Source organism: Secundilactobacillus paracollinoides, assembly GCF_001702155.1.
GTDB classification, from domain to species: Bacteria; Bacillota; Bacilli; order Lactobacillales; family Lactobacillaceae; genus Secundilactobacillus; species Secundilactobacillus paracollinoides.
On sequence record NZ_CP014912.1, the window covers coordinates 1,911,153 to 1,927,091 of the forward strand.

Annotated in this window: 16 protein-coding genes; 9 read left to right on the top strand and 7 right to left on the bottom strand. The window is 48.5% G+C overall.

Annotated features, from left to right (window positions below):
* The first annotated feature begins 297 nt into the window (after positions 1-297).
* The 4 genes from AYR61_RS08075 to AYR61_RS08090 all read left to right on the top strand — a co-directional run bounded on the left by AYR61_RS08075 (position 298) and on the right by AYR61_RS08090 (position 3,374).
* On the top strand, positions 298-1,242 hold the full coding sequence (locus tag AYR61_RS08075; RefSeq protein ID WP_065902552.1) for an aspartate carbamoyltransferase catalytic subunit: 945 nt from the start codon (positions 298-300) through the stop codon (positions 1,240-1,242).
* Positions 1,243-1,257: 15 nt separating this feature from the next.
* Entirely contained in the window at positions 1,258-2,526 is a 1,269-nt protein-coding gene (locus AYR61_RS08080; RefSeq protein WP_065902559.1) for a dihydroorotase, read from the top strand.
* 102 nt (positions 2,527-2,628) lie between these two features.
* Positions 2,629-2,838 carry a hypothetical protein gene (locus tag AYR61_RS08085; protein ID WP_065902561.1) on the top strand — a complete coding sequence of 70 codons (210 nt, stop codon included), beginning with the start codon at positions 2,629-2,631 and terminating at the stop codon, positions 2,836-2,838.
* Positions 2,839-2,972: 134 nt separating this feature from the next.
* A complete protein-coding gene (locus tag AYR61_RS08090; protein WP_065902563.1) occupies positions 2,973-3,374 on the top strand; it encodes a hypothetical protein in 402 nt (133 codons plus the stop codon).
* Positions 3,375-3,493: 119 nt separating this feature from the next.
* On the opposite strand, the gene AYR61_RS08095 is transcribed toward AYR61_RS08090, so the two are convergent.
* Positions 3,494-3,949: a MerR family transcriptional regulator gene (locus AYR61_RS08095; protein WP_054710151.1), complete on the bottom strand. Its 456-nt coding sequence runs from the start codon at positions 3,947-3,949 to the stop codon at positions 3,494-3,496.
* A 76-nt stretch (positions 3,950-4,025) separates the two neighbouring features.
* Between AYR61_RS08095 and AYR61_RS08100 the strand changes: the two genes are divergently transcribed.
* Positions 4,026-4,757, top strand: a complete 732-nt coding sequence (locus AYR61_RS08100; protein ID WP_065902565.1) for an SDR family oxidoreductase — start codon at positions 4,026-4,028, stop codon at positions 4,755-4,757.
* A gap of 366 nt (positions 4,758-5,123) precedes the next feature.
* On the top strand, positions 5,124-6,278 hold the full coding sequence (locus AYR61_RS08105) for a 5-methyltetrahydropteroyltriglutamate--homocysteine S-methyltransferase (protein ID WP_054710152.1): 1,155 nt from the start codon (positions 5,124-5,126) through the stop codon (positions 6,276-6,278).
* A gap of 169 nt (positions 6,279-6,447) precedes the next feature.
* Here the strand turns inward: AYR61_RS08105 and AYR61_RS08110 are convergent, their stop codons facing one another.
* From AYR61_RS08110 to AYR61_RS08135, 6 genes are all read right to left on the bottom strand, one after another.
* Positions 6,448-7,863, bottom strand: a complete 1,416-nt coding sequence (locus AYR61_RS08110) for a hypothetical protein (protein ID WP_054710155.1) — start codon at positions 7,861-7,863, stop codon at positions 6,448-6,450.
* A 332-nt stretch (positions 7,864-8,195) separates the two neighbouring features.
* Positions 8,196-8,534 (bottom strand): hypothetical protein, encoded by a 339-nt coding sequence (locus tag AYR61_RS08115; protein ID WP_056987940.1) that lies wholly within the window; start codon positions 8,532-8,534, stop codon positions 8,196-8,198.
* A gap of 652 nt (positions 8,535-9,186) precedes the next feature.
* Positions 9,187-10,260 carry an ABC transporter substrate-binding protein gene (locus tag AYR61_RS08120; protein WP_056987941.1) on the bottom strand — a complete coding sequence of 358 codons (1,074 nt, stop codon included), beginning with the start codon at positions 10,258-10,260 and terminating at the stop codon, positions 9,187-9,189.
* Between the two features lie 62 nt (positions 10,261-10,322).
* Entirely contained in the window at positions 10,323-11,087 is a 765-nt protein-coding gene (locus AYR61_RS08125) for an ABC transporter permease (RefSeq protein ID WP_065902567.1), read from the bottom strand.
* The gene (locus AYR61_RS08130; protein WP_054710163.1) at positions 11,084-11,905 is read right to left on the bottom strand and encodes an ABC transporter permease; all 822 of its coding nucleotides are present in this window, start codon (positions 11,903-11,905) and stop codon (positions 11,084-11,086) included. The genes AYR61_RS08125 and AYR61_RS08130 overlap by 4 nt, the downstream gene beginning before the upstream one ends.
* Positions 11,902-13,008, bottom strand: a complete 1,107-nt coding sequence (locus tag AYR61_RS08135) for an ABC transporter ATP-binding protein (protein ID WP_065902569.1) — start codon at positions 13,006-13,008, stop codon at positions 11,902-11,904. Before AYR61_RS08135 ends, AYR61_RS08130 begins: the two co-directional genes overlap by 4 nt.
* Before the next feature lie 359 nt (positions 13,009-13,367).
* Here AYR61_RS08135 and AYR61_RS08140 point away from each other — a divergent pair, with 359 nt between their 5' ends.
* From AYR61_RS08140 to AYR61_RS08150, 3 genes are all read left to right on the top strand, one after another.
* The gene (locus tag AYR61_RS08140; protein ID WP_054710168.1) at positions 13,368-14,042 is read left to right on the top strand and encodes a Crp/Fnr family transcriptional regulator; all 675 of its coding nucleotides are present in this window, start codon (positions 13,368-13,370) and stop codon (positions 14,040-14,042) included.
* Positions 14,043-14,180: 138 nt separating this feature from the next.
* Positions 14,181-14,540 (top strand): YxeA family protein, encoded by a 360-nt coding sequence (locus tag AYR61_RS08145; protein ID WP_054710170.1) that lies wholly within the window; start codon positions 14,181-14,183, stop codon positions 14,538-14,540.
* Positions 14,541-15,175: 635 nt separating this feature from the next.
* The gene (locus AYR61_RS08150; RefSeq protein WP_054710171.1) at positions 15,176-15,898 is read left to right on the top strand and encodes an SDR family oxidoreductase; all 723 of its coding nucleotides are present in this window, start codon (positions 15,176-15,178) and stop codon (positions 15,896-15,898) included.
* The last annotated feature ends 41 nt before the right edge of the window (positions 15,899-15,939 follow it).

Consider the following 15,939-nt stretch of genomic DNA (forward strand, 5'->3'; position numbering starts at 1 on the left):
TGCAAAAACATCGCAAAACGACCTTGCATTTTTTAAAATAGTGCGTATACTTTAATTCAATTAAACCTTTAACATTTAGTCCTGTGAGGCTAAAAAGGATCGGCTATGACTGGACAGAAGTCTAGACTCGCAACCTCTTTACTCACAGGCAGTAAAGAGGTTTTTTAATTCATATTGACGATTTAATTGTCTCCCGTGAGAGCAAAACGTCCAGGAAAATCCGAACATTACAACGGACTCCTAAAAGGCGCGCTTTGCAAACATGGCAAGGCGCGTTTAATTTTAGGAGGAACTATTATGCTAGAAACCACCAAGCCGTTAAGTTACGCAAACGTACTCAGTATGAAAGAGTTAAGTGCTGAAGAAGTCATGGACATGATCCGTGAAGCCCAACAATTTAAAGCCGGTAAAGAGATTCAATTGAAGCGGCCAGTCTACGCAGCCAACCTATTTTTCGAATCAAGCACCCGGACACACACAAGTTTTGAAGTGGCAGAACGAAAACTCGGCCTGCAAGTGGTCAACTTTGATCCATCAAACAGCTCAGTGAACAAGGGCGAAACGATGAGCGACACCGTTAAAACATTCCAGGCCTTAGGGGTGGATGTTGTGGCGATTCGCGACCGGAAGAATGAATACTACAATGACCTGGTTAACGACCCACACATCCATTTAGGCATCGCGAACGGCGGGGATGGCTCTGGCGAACATCCATCACAATCGTTGCTTGACATGATGACCATCTACGAAGAATTTGGTCACTTTGACGGCTTGAAGGTTGCCATCGTTGGCGATCTGACCCACTCACGCGTTGCCCGGTCCAACATGGAAGTGCTGAACAAGTTAGGCGCTGAAGTGTACTTTGACGGACCTGAAAAATGGTTCAACAACGAATTTGCTGAATACGGCACATGGATGCCCGTCGATGACTTAGTTGAAAAGGTCGACGTCATGATGTTTCTGCGGGTTCAGCACGAACGTTTGGATGCGTCAGAAAACAGCACCTTTACCGCTTCGAAGTACAACGCTGCTTATGGCTTAACTGCAGAACGCGAAGCACGTATGCAGGACCACGCCATCATCATGCACCCGGCCCCCGTTAATCGCGGCGTTGAAATTGCTGATGAGCTGGTTGAATGCGACCGGTCTCGTATCTTTGCACAGATGGCCAATGGCGTGTTCATCCGGATGGCAATCATGGCCAGCATGCTGCGTTACCGCGGCCTGATCGACGAAGACTAGGCGGCTAAGAGAAGAATGAAACGATTGATTAAAAACGGCCAGTTACTGATCAATGGCCAACTTAAAACACAGGACATATTAGTCGAAAATGACAAAATTGCTGCCACTGGGTCACTTGATGACGCGCAAGTCAACGCGGACGCTGTTTTCGATGCCACTGGACTGTTCGTCAGCCCAGGCCTTGTTGACGTCCACGTGCACTATCGCGAACCGGGGCAGACGGATAAGGAAACAATTAAAACTGGGAGTCTCGCTGCTGCTCACGGCGGGTTTACGACCGTCGCAGCCATGCCGAATGTCATCCCAACGCCAGACACACCAGAGCGCATCACGACACAAATTGCCAAAAATCAGCAGGATGGCGCAGTGCATATCGTGCAGTATGCGACCATCACAACTGATCGCGGCGGTGACGAACTGGTGGATTTCAAAGGCCTTAAAGTGGCCGGCGCCTTCGCGTTTAGTAACGATGGCAACGGTGTTCAGACCAGTGAAACCATGTACGAAGCTATGAAACAGGCTGCTGCGTTGGACATGGCAGTGGTTGCGCACGCGGAGGATGATAGTCTGACCCACGGCGGCGTGATGCACGAAGGCGCAGCGTCACAGCGACTCGGGTTACCCGGAATCCCAAGCGTCAGCGAAACGGCGCAGGTAGCGCGTGACGTGGTGTTAGCACAAGCAACGGGTGTCCATTACCACGTTTCTTCGGCCGCAACGATTCAGGTCGTTCGGGCAGCAAAACAAGCTGGGGTCCATGTGACAGCTGAGGTCTCACCGCACCATTTACTCTTGTCAGATGATCAAATTACGACCGATAATGCCATGCTGAAGATGAACCCGCCACTGGGAAGCGACACGGACCGACAGGCGCTGATTCAAGGCTTGTTGGATGGGACGATCGACATGATTGCCACCGATCACGCGCCGCATACGGATGCGGAAAAGGCGCAGTCGATGCTGCAAGCACCGTTTGGCATCACAGGCAGTGAAACGGCTTTTCAGGAACTGTATACGAAGTTCGTAAAGCCGGGCACGTTCAGTTTGGCACAACTGGTTAACTGGATGGCGGTGCAACCAGCAAAGGTCTTTGGCCTGCAACAGGCTGGCAGTTTAACAGTTGGTCAACCAGCTGATATTGCGGTGTTTGAGCTAACAACACCGTATGAGATTCAAGCTGCAGACTTTCTTTCAATGGGACACAATTCACCATTTGTCGGCGATACCGTTTATGGCGGCACGCAACTGACATTGGTTGATGGCCAGATTGCTTATCAGCGTTAATGAAGACACAGAATTTCTCCTTAAAAAACTACCGGACAGTTGACCGGTAGTTTTTTGAGTCTGTGGTAAACTTGATGGGAGACTAAAAAAGGAGCATCAGAAATGACTGCAGCAGATCTTCAAAAATTGACTGAATTACTAAAAGCCTACAATATTGAGTTGAAAACAGACGGCACCAAAATTACGCACGTGAACGGCCACGTTGCAGAGCTTAACGGCGAAGATTACATGCCAGACCAACTCATTAACGTGGTGTTACAGATTGTTGGGACGGACCTTCGAAGTGCATGGTTTAAAGCATTACACGGATAGTGTTACATTTTTATTTCAATTATGACAAAACAACAGAATTAGGTAATCTGTATGTGACAGGCACGTCACGTTTTCTTGGTATGCTATTCCCCGGGTTGTTAAGAAAATTTAAAGGAATCGGGGAATGAAGAACAGTGTCAGTTAAAAAGTGGTTAAACGTCATCATTATCTGTGTTGCGATGATTGGTGGTCTGGCACTGCCTTCATTGTCAACGGCCGCGCCGCAAGCATACGCAAAGGCCAAATATAATCCGAGTTCGGATGCCGTCATGAGCGTGAGTGTCTTTAAGCGCATGGGGCGTGTCTACTACCATAAGCGGGTGTTTACCTATTACTCTCCAAATGGTAGCCACGTCTATGGGATGGGCGCATATACATCCGATGGAACCTACACGCTAAACGGCCGTGATAAAAACGGCTATCTCATTTTAGCCAATAACAAAAAATTTGGCACAAAAATCAAAACACCATTGGGCGTTGGGGTCGTTCACGACCGCGGGACCTATGGCAGTCACTATGATATTGTTGTGAAATGAATTGAAAGACACCACCTAAAAGACGACTCCAGAACTTTTAGGTAGTGTCTTTTTTATTGCTATTTTGGCGGGAACGGAGCGGCATGACAGCGCCACATGAACCATTGGTCTATAAAAGCCTACTTTGCGTCATCCTGTTCTTTGAGATAAATCTGCCGCCATTTACCGTCGACGATTTTGGTACCCGGAATCAAAAAATCCTGTTCAGTACCAGCTTCGTTGGCTTTTTGGTAATACCATTTTTTCCATCGCAGAAAGTCCAGATTAGCATTGAGAACTGCAATCCGCTGTTCCAGCAGGGTTTCTTGATCCGTCATGAACTTGAACCGTTCTGGTAGTGTTTCATCACCCTGCATACACCAATCGATAAAGACTCGGATATCCTTTAAAGGGATAGCGGATTGTTTTAAACAGTCGATAACTTCAAGATACCCAAGGTCATCATCCGTAAAAACCCGCTGACCCGCGGCGTTGCGTTTTACGAAGGGCAGTAGACCGCTCTCGTCATAGTACCGCAGTGTGGGGACGGTCACGTGGTAGGTTGCGGCAATTTCACTGATCGAATAAGTTTTCAAGTTCTTCTCCTTGCGCTCAAGCTAACTTGAGCTGTTATAGTGGCTTACATCATAACAAAAAGGATGGGAATTAAAAATGGAAAAACCATTGATCGTGATTACAGGCGCATCATCTGGGTTTGGTGCCGCTATGGCAAAACAGTTTAACGAAGAAGGATACGCGCTGTTACTACTAGGACGTCGCGTTGAAAAGATTGAGGCACTGCCGTTAAATTTTGACCGGGTCATGGTTCGAGCTGTTGACGTCACCGATAAGGCTACCTTTGGCGCAGCCATTACAGAAGCTGAGGCAGTGTATGGCCCAGTTGATCTGCTGGTGAACAATGCGGGCGTTATGTTGTTAGGCAATGTGCTGCATCAGGACCCACAGGAATGGCAAACGATGTTGGGCACCAATGTCATGGGGGTGTTAAACGGCATGCAGCTTGTGTTACCAGACATGGTAGCGCGTAAAAGCGGAACGGTGATCAATATTTCCTCGTTGGCTGGCAAAAAGACGTTTGTTAACCATGCCGCTTACGTTGCATCGAAGTTTGGCGTTCACGGATTATCTGAAACCATTCGTGAGGAAGTTTCTGGCAACAATGTTCGGGTGACCATCGTGGCACCTGGCGCTGCTGAAACGGACCTGTTGACCCATGTGACCGATGACGGTGCCTTAAAGGATTACGAAGCTTGGAAACAAACGATGGGTGGGCTGTCACTGGATCCTAAGCACGTCGCTGAAGCGGTCGGGTTCATTTACCACATGCCGCAAGATGTTAATGTGCGTGAAATTGACATTGCCGCTACTCGTCAAGATAGTTAGTCTCTTGACATTCACAGTGGAATCTCATATAATCTACCTAGAATTTAATTAATCGTTAATCAAAATGCGTTGATGAGAAGAGTAGTTGCGTGAGTGGTATTCAGTGAACCGTGTAAGTGAGAAGCGGTAACCATGATCGTGACGAAGATGAGCTCAGAGCAGTCGCAAGGTTCACGCTTTGCTTCCGGTTGCCACCGATAATAGGCCGGGTATCAGCAGGTACCTCGAGGTATTGCGTGTGAACGCAGTACGAACTAGGGTGGTAACACGAAAAATCGTCCCTATACCAGAACACTGGTATAGGGACGATTTTTTTGATTAACGGGCAATATTGGCAAATGAGAATATATAAAGGAGATTTTTTAAATGAGTGAAACCACAACAAAAACCTTTACAAAGCGCACCACCTCGCCATTTCGATACGATGTCGTTGGCAGCTTTCTGCGCCCATCATCACTTAAGCGTGCTCGTGACCAGTTCGCTAACCATGAGATCAACGCCGTCGAACTCAAACAGGTTGAGGACCAATCGATCATTGAGCTGTTACGGAGAGAAGAGAACGCTGGCTTGCACGCGGTTACCGATGGCGAATTTCGGCGCAGCTGGTGGCACTTAGACTTCTTCTGGGGCTTACAGGGTGTTGAAAAAGTTGCCCTGGATTCTGGCTACAGTTTCCATGATGAAGAGACCCGGGCTGAAAGTGCGCGGTTGACCGGCCTACTTAGTGGGGCCAACCATCCGTTCGTTGACCATTTCAAGTTCACCCTGAAGCACGCCAGCGATAATGTGTTGGTGAAGCAAACGATTCCAGCACCCGCTCAGTTTTTGGCGGAATTACAGCGACCAGAAAATTTAAAGGCTACGCAAGCGTACTACCCAACGGATGATGATCTGATCGAAGGCATCGCTGCGGCGTACCACCAAGTCATTTTAGACCTTTACAACGCGGGTTGTCGCAACGTCCAGTTAGATGACTGTACCTGGGGCATGCTCGTGAGCCAACACGATGGTGCCCGCCCAGATGCATCGCAGGATGAGGAACGGTTGACCATTTTGAAGCAACAGTACGTCACCGTTAACAACCAGGCGATTGCTGACCTTCCTGCTGATTTAACCGTGAACACCCACATTTGTCGTGGAAATTACCACTCCACTTGGGCGTCAGCCGGCGGTTATGATTCTGTTGCCGACCCGCTGTTTAGCCAAGAAAACGTTTCTGCATACTTCTTAGAATACGATACAGAACGCGCTGGTGGGTTTGAACCGTTGAAAAAAGTGTCGACTGATAAACTCGTTGTCCTGGGGCTAGTCACTTCCAAAGACGGGAAGCTCGAGGATCCTAAGGTCATCATCGACCGGATTCACGAAGCCGGCAAATATGTCCCACTCGACCGACTCTGTCTGAGTACCCAGTGCGGCTTTGCCTCGACTGAAGAGGGCAACGTTTTGACGGAGGCTCAGCAGTGGGCAAAAATTGAACTCGTTAAAAAGCTCGCAACTGCCGTTTGGGGCGAAGGCTAAAACACAATTTTGCGATGTAAAAAACCACGTTTCACCAGAGTCAATTAGACTTTGTGTGAGACGTGGTTTCTTTTTCACGAGCGGTTTGGTGACTCGTGAGCATTGATTGTTAACAGCATGCTAGCACTCATTCGGAATAAGATTTTTTGTGTTGCAGGCGCGATTGCGATTAGCTGACATAACTGGTGTTCCCAGTGTCAGTCGTAGTCGTGGTCGATGGGGTAGTGATATAGTAGGTGTCAAAGACAACCTTGATCGTATCGCCATAACTCAAATTACTGTTGGCTGCAGCGGTCTTTGCGGCGTCATAGACGTAGAAGGTAGACCGGCCATTACTTGCCGTTTCGCCAACATAACCAGACTTCGTGCTGCTGGTGGTCCCGGTTGCACTGTCGTAGACCGTTTCTGAGGTGCCTTGGAACAGGCTGCCGATCGACCCGCTATCCGTGTAGGCATCCGAACTGATCGTTGACCCGCTTGTGCCAGTTAAAGCGGCTTGCTGGGTGGTGGTTAACGATGGGTAGCCATTCGCAAAGTCACTTGATGACAAGGTGTTGTAGTTACTGTTAACGAAGCTGACCTTCGATGTTGCGGCTTTCGCAACGGTGACGTAGGCGGTTCCGCCATAGACGGCCGATGAGAGATCAGACGTGCTCGTGACGGTGTACCCCGACGGCGCGTTGTCCTTGGCAAACGTTTCAAGCGATTCGCCAGCCGTGTTTTTGTCCGAGCCGACCGTTTGACCTTCGGCTGTCGATGTCCCGGATGCGGCGATGAACTTGTTTGAGGCGGTCGAAATGATATTGCCGCTGGAATCGCGGTAAACGACCGTGACGCTGTTCGCCGATGTTGCGGTTGGCTCAGCGTTGGTTTGGCTTACGTTCGATGCCTTGACCCAGGCGCCAACGAGACCGTTTGTTGTCGACCCGTTTACCGAGGCGATCTTGTACCAGGTGTCGCCTTCGCGGGAAGTCTTTTCGGCGGCGCTAAAGGTAAATGTGGCGTCCGCGTAGGCACTTGTTGACGTCAGGGTCGACCCGTTTACTTTAGCCCGGCCAATCTTATATTCTGCGTACGACGGTTGGGCGTAGAACAGGGTGTTGGATGATGAGCTGGTCGACGCGCTCAACTTATAAGTAACTGTTGACGATGGGGCAGTCGCTGAGCTCGTGGTGTCATATGTCTTGATCCCGCCAGCAAAGGCAGACGTTGATTTGCCACCGTAGATCCAGCCACGATAGGTTCCGTCAAATGAGACGACCTTATAGTAGACCGAGCCGTGGCTTGTTACCGCAACCTTGTAAGCACGGAAATTAGCCTTGCCGCTTGTCGACTTCGCCAACTTCTTGGCGGTCGTCTTGGTCACGACTAATTTGGCACCCTTTGACGTACCCACCTTACTGTAAATGGCGTTGGTTCCTGTTAAAGTCACGTTCCGGCTGCTGGCCGTTGTGGTTAATGTCTTATCCGATTTGATTGTTGCGTAGGATTTAGCACTCGCAGTTGTGGCGCTGGCGGCACCTGCACCAACTAACGACATTACGGCTAACCCTAAGTAGAGAGATTTCTTCATGCCAGTTTTCATGGACATTCGCTCCTTTATAATAGAAAATCATTACGTTCGCTAACGGTTGCGTTAACGTTAGAAGCACTATAGCATCAAACTGGTCAAAAGATTGTGAAATACTGAAAGTTTAAGAATTTTGTGATGGAATATAAAGAAAAACGAAAGGTCTTTTTAGGGTTCGATTAAGGTTGAATTAGCGCCATTCACATGAATCCTAGAGTAATAAGATAGGGTTAAAAAGCCGCTCAATGATGATTTTTTAAGGTTGACATAAATTCACAATGTTATAAAAAACGCCAATTAAAAACGACGGCTGCAATTCGACTGCACCGTCGTTTTTTAGTGACAAGTTAGTTGTTTTTCCAAGAGTCAAACTCTTGCAGATGCTTACCAAGGTAGGCCATTGCTTCCTTGGTGAGTGCCTCAGACCGAGTCTCAGCGGTTTCTTGATCCGTCACGCTGGGTTCATCTGAAATGGCGCCTTCACCAACTGCTTGGTAGGACTTCAGGCGGCCTTCGCCCTGGTCTTTAAACAGGTCATCAAGCCCCTTAAGGTCGTCCTTACCAGCCTCGAATACGATCTCAGCCAGGTTATCTTTGTTGCCTAATTTTTTAGCAGCATATTCTAATAAAAAGTCATTCATATCAATGATAACTTGATGTTTTCTTTCATTTGTAGATTGTGCCATGAAATCACCTCTAACCTATTCTAGTCCTATTTTAGGTGAGGGTGCAAGCTAGATAAGCCTTGGTTGTAGTTCGTTGCATTCCGCAATTCGGCAGGTTGTCGTAGTGGCTCGCGACTGAGATCCACTCGATTTCTGCTGCGCAGCTCTCGAGTGGATCTCAGTCGTCTCGCACATCAGTAACCGACCAAAGTACGGTCGCTAACTGATGTCGACACCACGACAACCTGCCGAATTGCTACATTCCACTGACATTGAACTTGCTAATTACCACAAGTTAAACATCACAGTGGCGTTAAAACTAGTTTTCGGAGAATTCGCCCTCGACTGCTAGTCGGGCTATTAACAGCAATGCTTCTCACAATACGTTAGTCATCAGTAACGATTGGTTACCAGGGGTTATGCCACTACTTTTGAAAATTTACCATCTATGTTAACAATGTCAAGTATCGTAGCGTAGTGGAGCCGGCCGGCATTGCAGGCAGTAGTGAAAGCATGAGTTGATGACCGTTCTTTGGTCATTTACTCATGCGGGAGTGAGGGAGATCCACTTTTGCAACGCAAAAGTTAGCTTCCTCGCGACCCCACTACAGCCTGCAGGGCCGGCCGGCGCAACGGAGCGACAAGTCACATCTATCAAATCAGCCAACAGTATTTAGTGGTGCATCTTAAACTCCAAATACAAATCGTTATACTTGCCAACCATCTCAGGTGACAAATTCTGATAGATCTGTAGATGAGCCATTGTTTTTGCGTCTGGATAGAACTGCCGATCATTGCGGACGGATGCAGGCAGCAGTTGCTGGGCGGCCTTGTTAGGGGTTGCGTAACCGACGTACTTAGCATTTTGGGCGGCGTTTTTCGGTTGCATCATGAAGTTGAGGAAGGCGTAGATTGCCTTGTAGTGTTTGGCGGTCTTGGGGATGACCAAGTTATCGAACCACAAATTGCTGCCTTCAGAAGGGACAACATAGTGTAAATGGCGATTGTTGGCCATCATTTCTGAAGCTTCGCCCGACCAATCGACGGCAACCGCTGCCTCGTTTTCTGCCATGTACATTTTGATTTCATCTGCGACGATGGCTTTGACATTTGGACTGAGCCGGTCAAGTTTGTCCTTGGCCGCTTCCAATGTTTTGAGATTAGTGGTGTTCATCGATTGTCCGTTTGACGCCAACGCGAATCCTAAGACATCGCGGGCGGAGTCGACTAACATAATGTTGTTTTTGTACTTTGGCGACCACAGTTGATTCCAGTGTTGAAGCGACCCGGGCTTCACAAATTTATCGTTATAAACGATGCCGAGTGTTCCCCAGAAATAGGGAATCGAATAGCGATTATGCGGGTCGAATTGCTTATTCATCAGCCGGGGATCAAAGTTGGTCATCCCGTGGAGTTTTGACTTATCCAGCGGGACCAGCAGGTGAGCAGCCCGCATTTTTTCAATCATGTAGTCACTTGGCACAGTCAAATCATAGTCAGTGCCGCCTTGCTTGATTTTGGTGTACATCGCTTCGTTTGAATCAAAGGTTTCCATATTAACGTGATAACCAGTTTGTTTTTCAAATTTTGTGATGAGGGCTGGGTCAATGTAATCGCCCCAGTTATAGAGGTTGAGCACCTTGTTGCCGCCATTTGAATGGTCACTCGCATTTAACCGCTGAACGCCAAATCCAAGCAGTCCGCAGAGCGCCAGAATCAAAACGAGATAGCTCACGAGTCGCTTCATCAGTCAGCCACCTCATTTCGTGCCCGTCGGCGTTGCCGTGCTTGCCGTTTTTGCGCAGCCTGCTACATGAGGTAGTATCCCACGATAAGCACCAGCGTAATGAGGAAAATCAGGCCGGACAGCGCGTTGATCTCAAGGTTGATGCCTTGGCGTGCCCGCGAATAAATTTCAACAGATAGGGTGGAAAACCCGTTCCCAGTCACGAAGAAGGTGACCGCAAAATCATCCAGCGAGTAGGTCAGCGCCATAAAGAAACCGGCAAAGATGCCTGGCGTGATAAACGGAATCACCACGTTACTGAGGATTTGACGCTGGGTGGCACCAAGATCTGCCGCCGCGTCCAGCATACTCGTGTTCAGTTCCTTGAGCCGCGGAAGGACCATCAAGACAACGATGGGAATTGAAAAGGCAGCGTGGCTTAATAGCACTGAAATGAAGCCTAAAGGCACCTTCAGTGTGGTAAAGAAGATCAGGAAACTGGCCCCGATGATCACATCAGGAGACACCATCAGGATGTTGTTTAACGACAAAAGGGTGTTTTTAAACACGGGTCGGCTGGTCTGATGGATCCAAAGTGCACCAAATGTGCCGGCCGCGGTGGCGATACTGGCTGAGAGCAGGGCAATAATGACGGTGTTTAACACGATAGCAATCAGCCGGTCGTCAGCAAATAACGTTTTGTAATGTGCGAGCGTCAGTCCCTGAAAACTGTCCATGGTACTGCCGGAATTAAAGGAGTAGACGATCAAAAAGAGTATTGGGGCGTAGAGAATGGCGAACACTAAAATGAGGTATAAATAGGACCACCGGAATCGTTTTCGAGTCATCGTGACAACCTCCCATCCGTGCGGCGTTCACCAGTCAGAATCATCATGATGACCATGGCAACGATCAATACGACGCCGATTGTTGAGCCCATGCCCCAATTCATCGTCGTGAGGAAGTGTTCTTCAATCGCAGTCCCAAGGGTGATGACCTTGTTGCCGCCAATCAATCGGGTCAGCATAAAGAGGGAGAGTGACGGGATAAACACAGACTGCACGCCGGATTTAACGCCAGGCAGTGTCAGGGGCCAAATGATCTTGGTAAACGTCTGCCAGTTGGTCGCCCCTAGGTCACGGCTAGCGTTGATGTAGGAAAGATCCAGGTCATCAATGGCGTTGTAAATTGGCAGGATCATGAACGGAATCTGAATGTAGGTCGCCACGAACACAAAACTGAAGTTGGTAAATAATATCTGTTGCGGCGCGATGCCAAACAAGCCTAGGAACTGGTTGGCGATCCCCGACTGGCTGAAAATCCCGATAAATGCGTAAGCCTTAAGTAACAGGTTGATCCAGGTCGGTAAAATAGTGAGTAAGATCCATAGCTGGCGATGTTTGAGTTGGTGAATGTAGTACGCTGCCGGATAACTGATCAGCAGCGTAAACACCGTAATTAAAAAGGCCCACCATAGTGAATTGACCGTCATCATGAGATACGTACTGGACTTAAAATAGGTCGCGTAATTTTGCAGGGTAAAGTGATTGTTTAAGTTTAAAAACGACTGGTAGATGATCAGGCCAACCGGCGCGATGACAAAGAGGCCGATCCAGAGGCCGTACGGGACGTAGTATGTCCAGTTGGCAAATTGTCGACGGTTCATGATTGCGTCTCCTCCGCGTCCTCATATTTTTCGAGCCGGGCGTCAAAATCGGCCTCTGACTCGTGCAGCCGCATGACGTGAATATCGTAGGGGTCAAAGGTCAGCCCCACCCGTTGGCCTTCTTCGGATGGATTGGTGGCGTGCACCAGCCATTCGTTGTGGTCGGCATCGGTTGCGACGATTTCGTAGTAGTCACCACGAAAGAGCTGACTGTCGATCGTCACGGTTAGCTTGCCCGCATCGATCGTCGTAATGTCCAGGTCTTCCGGCCGTAAAACGATTTCGACTGGTTCGTTTGGCCGCATGCCGGCATCAGCACATTCAAAGGTCTTGCCGACAAAGGCAACTTCGTAGTCCTTAACCATGGTGCCGTTTAAAATATTGGATTCCCCAATGAAATCCGCAACAAAGTGGTTGATCGGTTCATCGTAAATATCGACAGGGGACCCACTCTGCAGGACGCGGCCATCATTCATGACGAAGATCTCATCACTCATTGCCAACGCTTCTTCCTGGTCGTGCGTCACAAACAAAAAAGTGATGCCAAGCCGTTGCTGCAAGTCGCGCAACTCGTACTGCATGTCGCGGCGAAGCTTGGCATCCAGTGCTGACAGCGGCTCGTCCAACAATAGGATCTTCGGGTTCATCACGATTGCCCGCGCGATGGCAACCCGCTGCTGCTGCCCACCAGATAATTCACTGATTTGGCGGTCGGCAAACCCCTTAAGGCGCACAGAATTCAGGGCTTGCGTGACCTTCTCGTTAATTTCTTGCTTTGAAAATGTCTTTTGCGGGCGCAGTCCAAAGGAGACGTTATCGTGCACGTTCATGTGCGGAAACAACGCATAGTTTTGGAAAACGGTGTTGACCTGTCGTTTGTTAGCCGAGAGGTCATTGATGCGGTCGCCGTTAAAGCGCACATTGCCCTCGGTAGCGTCCTCAAAGCCTGCGATGATCCGCAGAATCGTTGTTTTTCCACACCCAGAAGGACCCAGCAACGTGTAAAATTTTCCTTGTTCTAGTTCAATATCAATGCCCTTAAGCACTTCGGTTTCATCATAACGTTTAATCACGTGTTCAAGACGAATAATTGGTTCAGTCATTGGTCTTCCCCCAGTTGGTCAGGTATTTTTGAGTCAAAGCCGGTCATGATGGGGTTCTAAATGATAATCATGACGGGTTGAACGACCAGTCACCATTATAATTGGTTCGGGTGGGAAAACCAAGCAAATTAACGCGGGATGTGGGACATTTTGATGTTTCTTGCAGAAGAGACAACAGGGGTGGTTGTATCAGGTTGAAATGAACTTGAGACCGATTTTGAACGCGGTGTCGCATAAAGAATTATAATACGATTGGTATAGGTGATTTAAACGAATTGTGCTAACTTGACATCGGTCAAGGAAACCAAGCAAAATTCTGGTACACTAAGGGTAAATTAAAGGCCAAAGGAGGCGGTCGTATGGCACACCATGATGCAGTTGCCTGTGTGCAACTAGTACCCATTTTTCAAAAATTAGATTCAGCAACGACCCAAGCCATCGCAGACTTGGTTCAGGAACGGACTTTCAAAAAGGGGGATTATTTGTTCATGGCTGGCGACGACGCCCAATCGCTGATCATCGTTGCCCAGGGCCAGGTCAAGGTGACACAAACAACGGCAAGCGGGCGCGAACAATTGATCCGCGTCCTGTCAACCGGTGACTTTGATGGCGAAGCAGTCTTGTTTACCGGTAGCGGCCGAGAGACAAGCGCTCAGGCCATGGTCGACACGCAGGCCTGCATGATTTCACGAACAGCGTTTCAGCAACTGCTGCAGGCTTCTCAGTCGGTTGCGTTAAACATGCTTAATGCCCTGGGAACTCGTGTGGCGGCGCTGGAATCACAAGCAGCAGCAACGTTAACGACGAGTGTAGGTGAACGGTTAGCCAACTATTTGGTTGATACGAGCTCTGAATTAGGCGAAACCACGTTTAAGTTGCCCCTTGCTAAAAAAGATTTGGCGGCGTATTTGGGGACTTCACCAGAAACAATCAGTCGCAAATTGACCCAGTTTTCGAACCAGCACCTGATCAGTCAGTCAGGGCGCAGTACGGTTGAGATTTTAGATACGGATGGGTTAATGCTTATTGAATAGCGAAACTAAACTATCTTTAAAAAAGTCAGGACGGATAAGGTCTTGGCTTTTTTTAGTTACTTTTTAATTGCAAAACAGTCCTTCGTGTTATATAGTTAGTTAGTCAAGTAATTAACCAACTATTTGGAGGATCCGAGCATGAAGAAAAAAACTTGGGTGTGGTTAGTCATTGCGGTGATGATTATCGTGCCGACTGCAATTTTAGGCTATTCAAAGGTCCATGGGCAGACGTATTTTGCCCAGGTCGGCAAACTGGACAGGTCTTACACAGAGAAGTCTGATAATGGGAAAAATATGGGGACCGTCTATGTTTATAAAATGACGGGGTATGACAAAGCCGGAAAGGGCAAGGCGTTGACGGTTCATTCAATGGCCGGTGTTAGGTTTACCAAGGGCCACTATGTCAAGGTGCTTTGGTCGGCTAGTAAGGGTGTTAAAAGCTATGAACGGGTTAAGTTAACGCAAATTCCACGCGGGGCGCGGGATGCGTTGGATTGAGGTTATCTGACCGTTTTTTTTGATGACGTAGACTAACGAATTACAGAAAAGACCTTGTGATTCAATAGTGTTGTCATGTCGCTTCGTTGCGCCATTCGGCCCTGCAGGCTGTGGTGTCGGTATTAGTAACCGACCAAAGTACGGTCGCTAACTAATACCGACACCACAGCCTGCAATGCCGAACGGCTCCACTACGCTACAAAACTTGTCATATTAACATTGAAGGTAAGACTTCATAAATGTTGTTACGAAGCCTGTTAATCAATCGTTAGTGTCACTAGCACATTGTGAGAAGTATTACTGTCAAGGGTCTTGCCTGCAGTCGAGAGCGGGTTCTCTGCAAACTAGTTTTAACGCCATTATGATGCTTAACCAGTGGTAAAAATATAGTTCAGCATCAGTGGAATGTAGCAATTTGGCACGGAGCTGTGTCTCGAGCCACCACACGAAGTGCCAAATTGCGGAATGTAACGGACTATCACTCAGTAATGGAAAGACCCTACAGAAAGCAGAATGTTGCACATAAACGTTTTCTTTCACTCTCTACAAAATGGTTGCATTTTCCAAAACCCTAATGGTACCTTAGAGTCAGGTGCATCAACACACAACTGAGCACAGACTGAAAGGATGATTGGGTGACTTTAACAGGCAAACATATTTTGATTATTGGCGGAACTTCAGGCTTTGGACTGGCCGTCGCCCGCCAGGCGGTGCTTCAAAAGGCAGATGTGACGATTGTTGGCCGCCATGTTGACCGCGTGAACCAAGCTGTAGAACAGTTGCAGAATATGTTCACACAGGTTCGCGGGTTAACGCTCGACGCCACGAAACCGGCAGATCTTGCGCAACTATTTGACCAGCCAGAACGGTTCGACCACGTTGTTTCGATGCTGGGTGGTGCAATGGGCGGTGGATTCCTGGATAATTCGCTGGCTGACATTCGGACGGCCGTTGAAGCCAAATTTTTCGATAATTTACGGGTCGCACAAACGGCCAGCAAGCATCTCAACCCTGGTGGCTCAATGATCTTTACGTCGGGGTCGGGCGGCTCTCCAGCAACGGCGTCTGGCGCAATCATTGGGAACCACGACATTAATTTAATGGTTGAAGGACTGGCAGTTGAGCTGGCACCTGATTACCGTGTTAACGCTGTGTCACCAACCTGGACGCCAACGGGGTTGTGGCGTGATATGTCAGCTGAAGATAAGCAGGCCCAAGAGACCGCCTTTGCACAGGGTGTGCCGCTTCAACGGGTCTCAAAACCAGAAGAAGTTGCGTCTGGGTATCTCTACTTAATGGATAATGCGTTTATCACCGGTCAGGTATTACGGATTGACGGTGGCGTGGATCTAGGATAATAAAAATGACCTTGGTAGCAGTTGCTACTAAGGTCATTTTT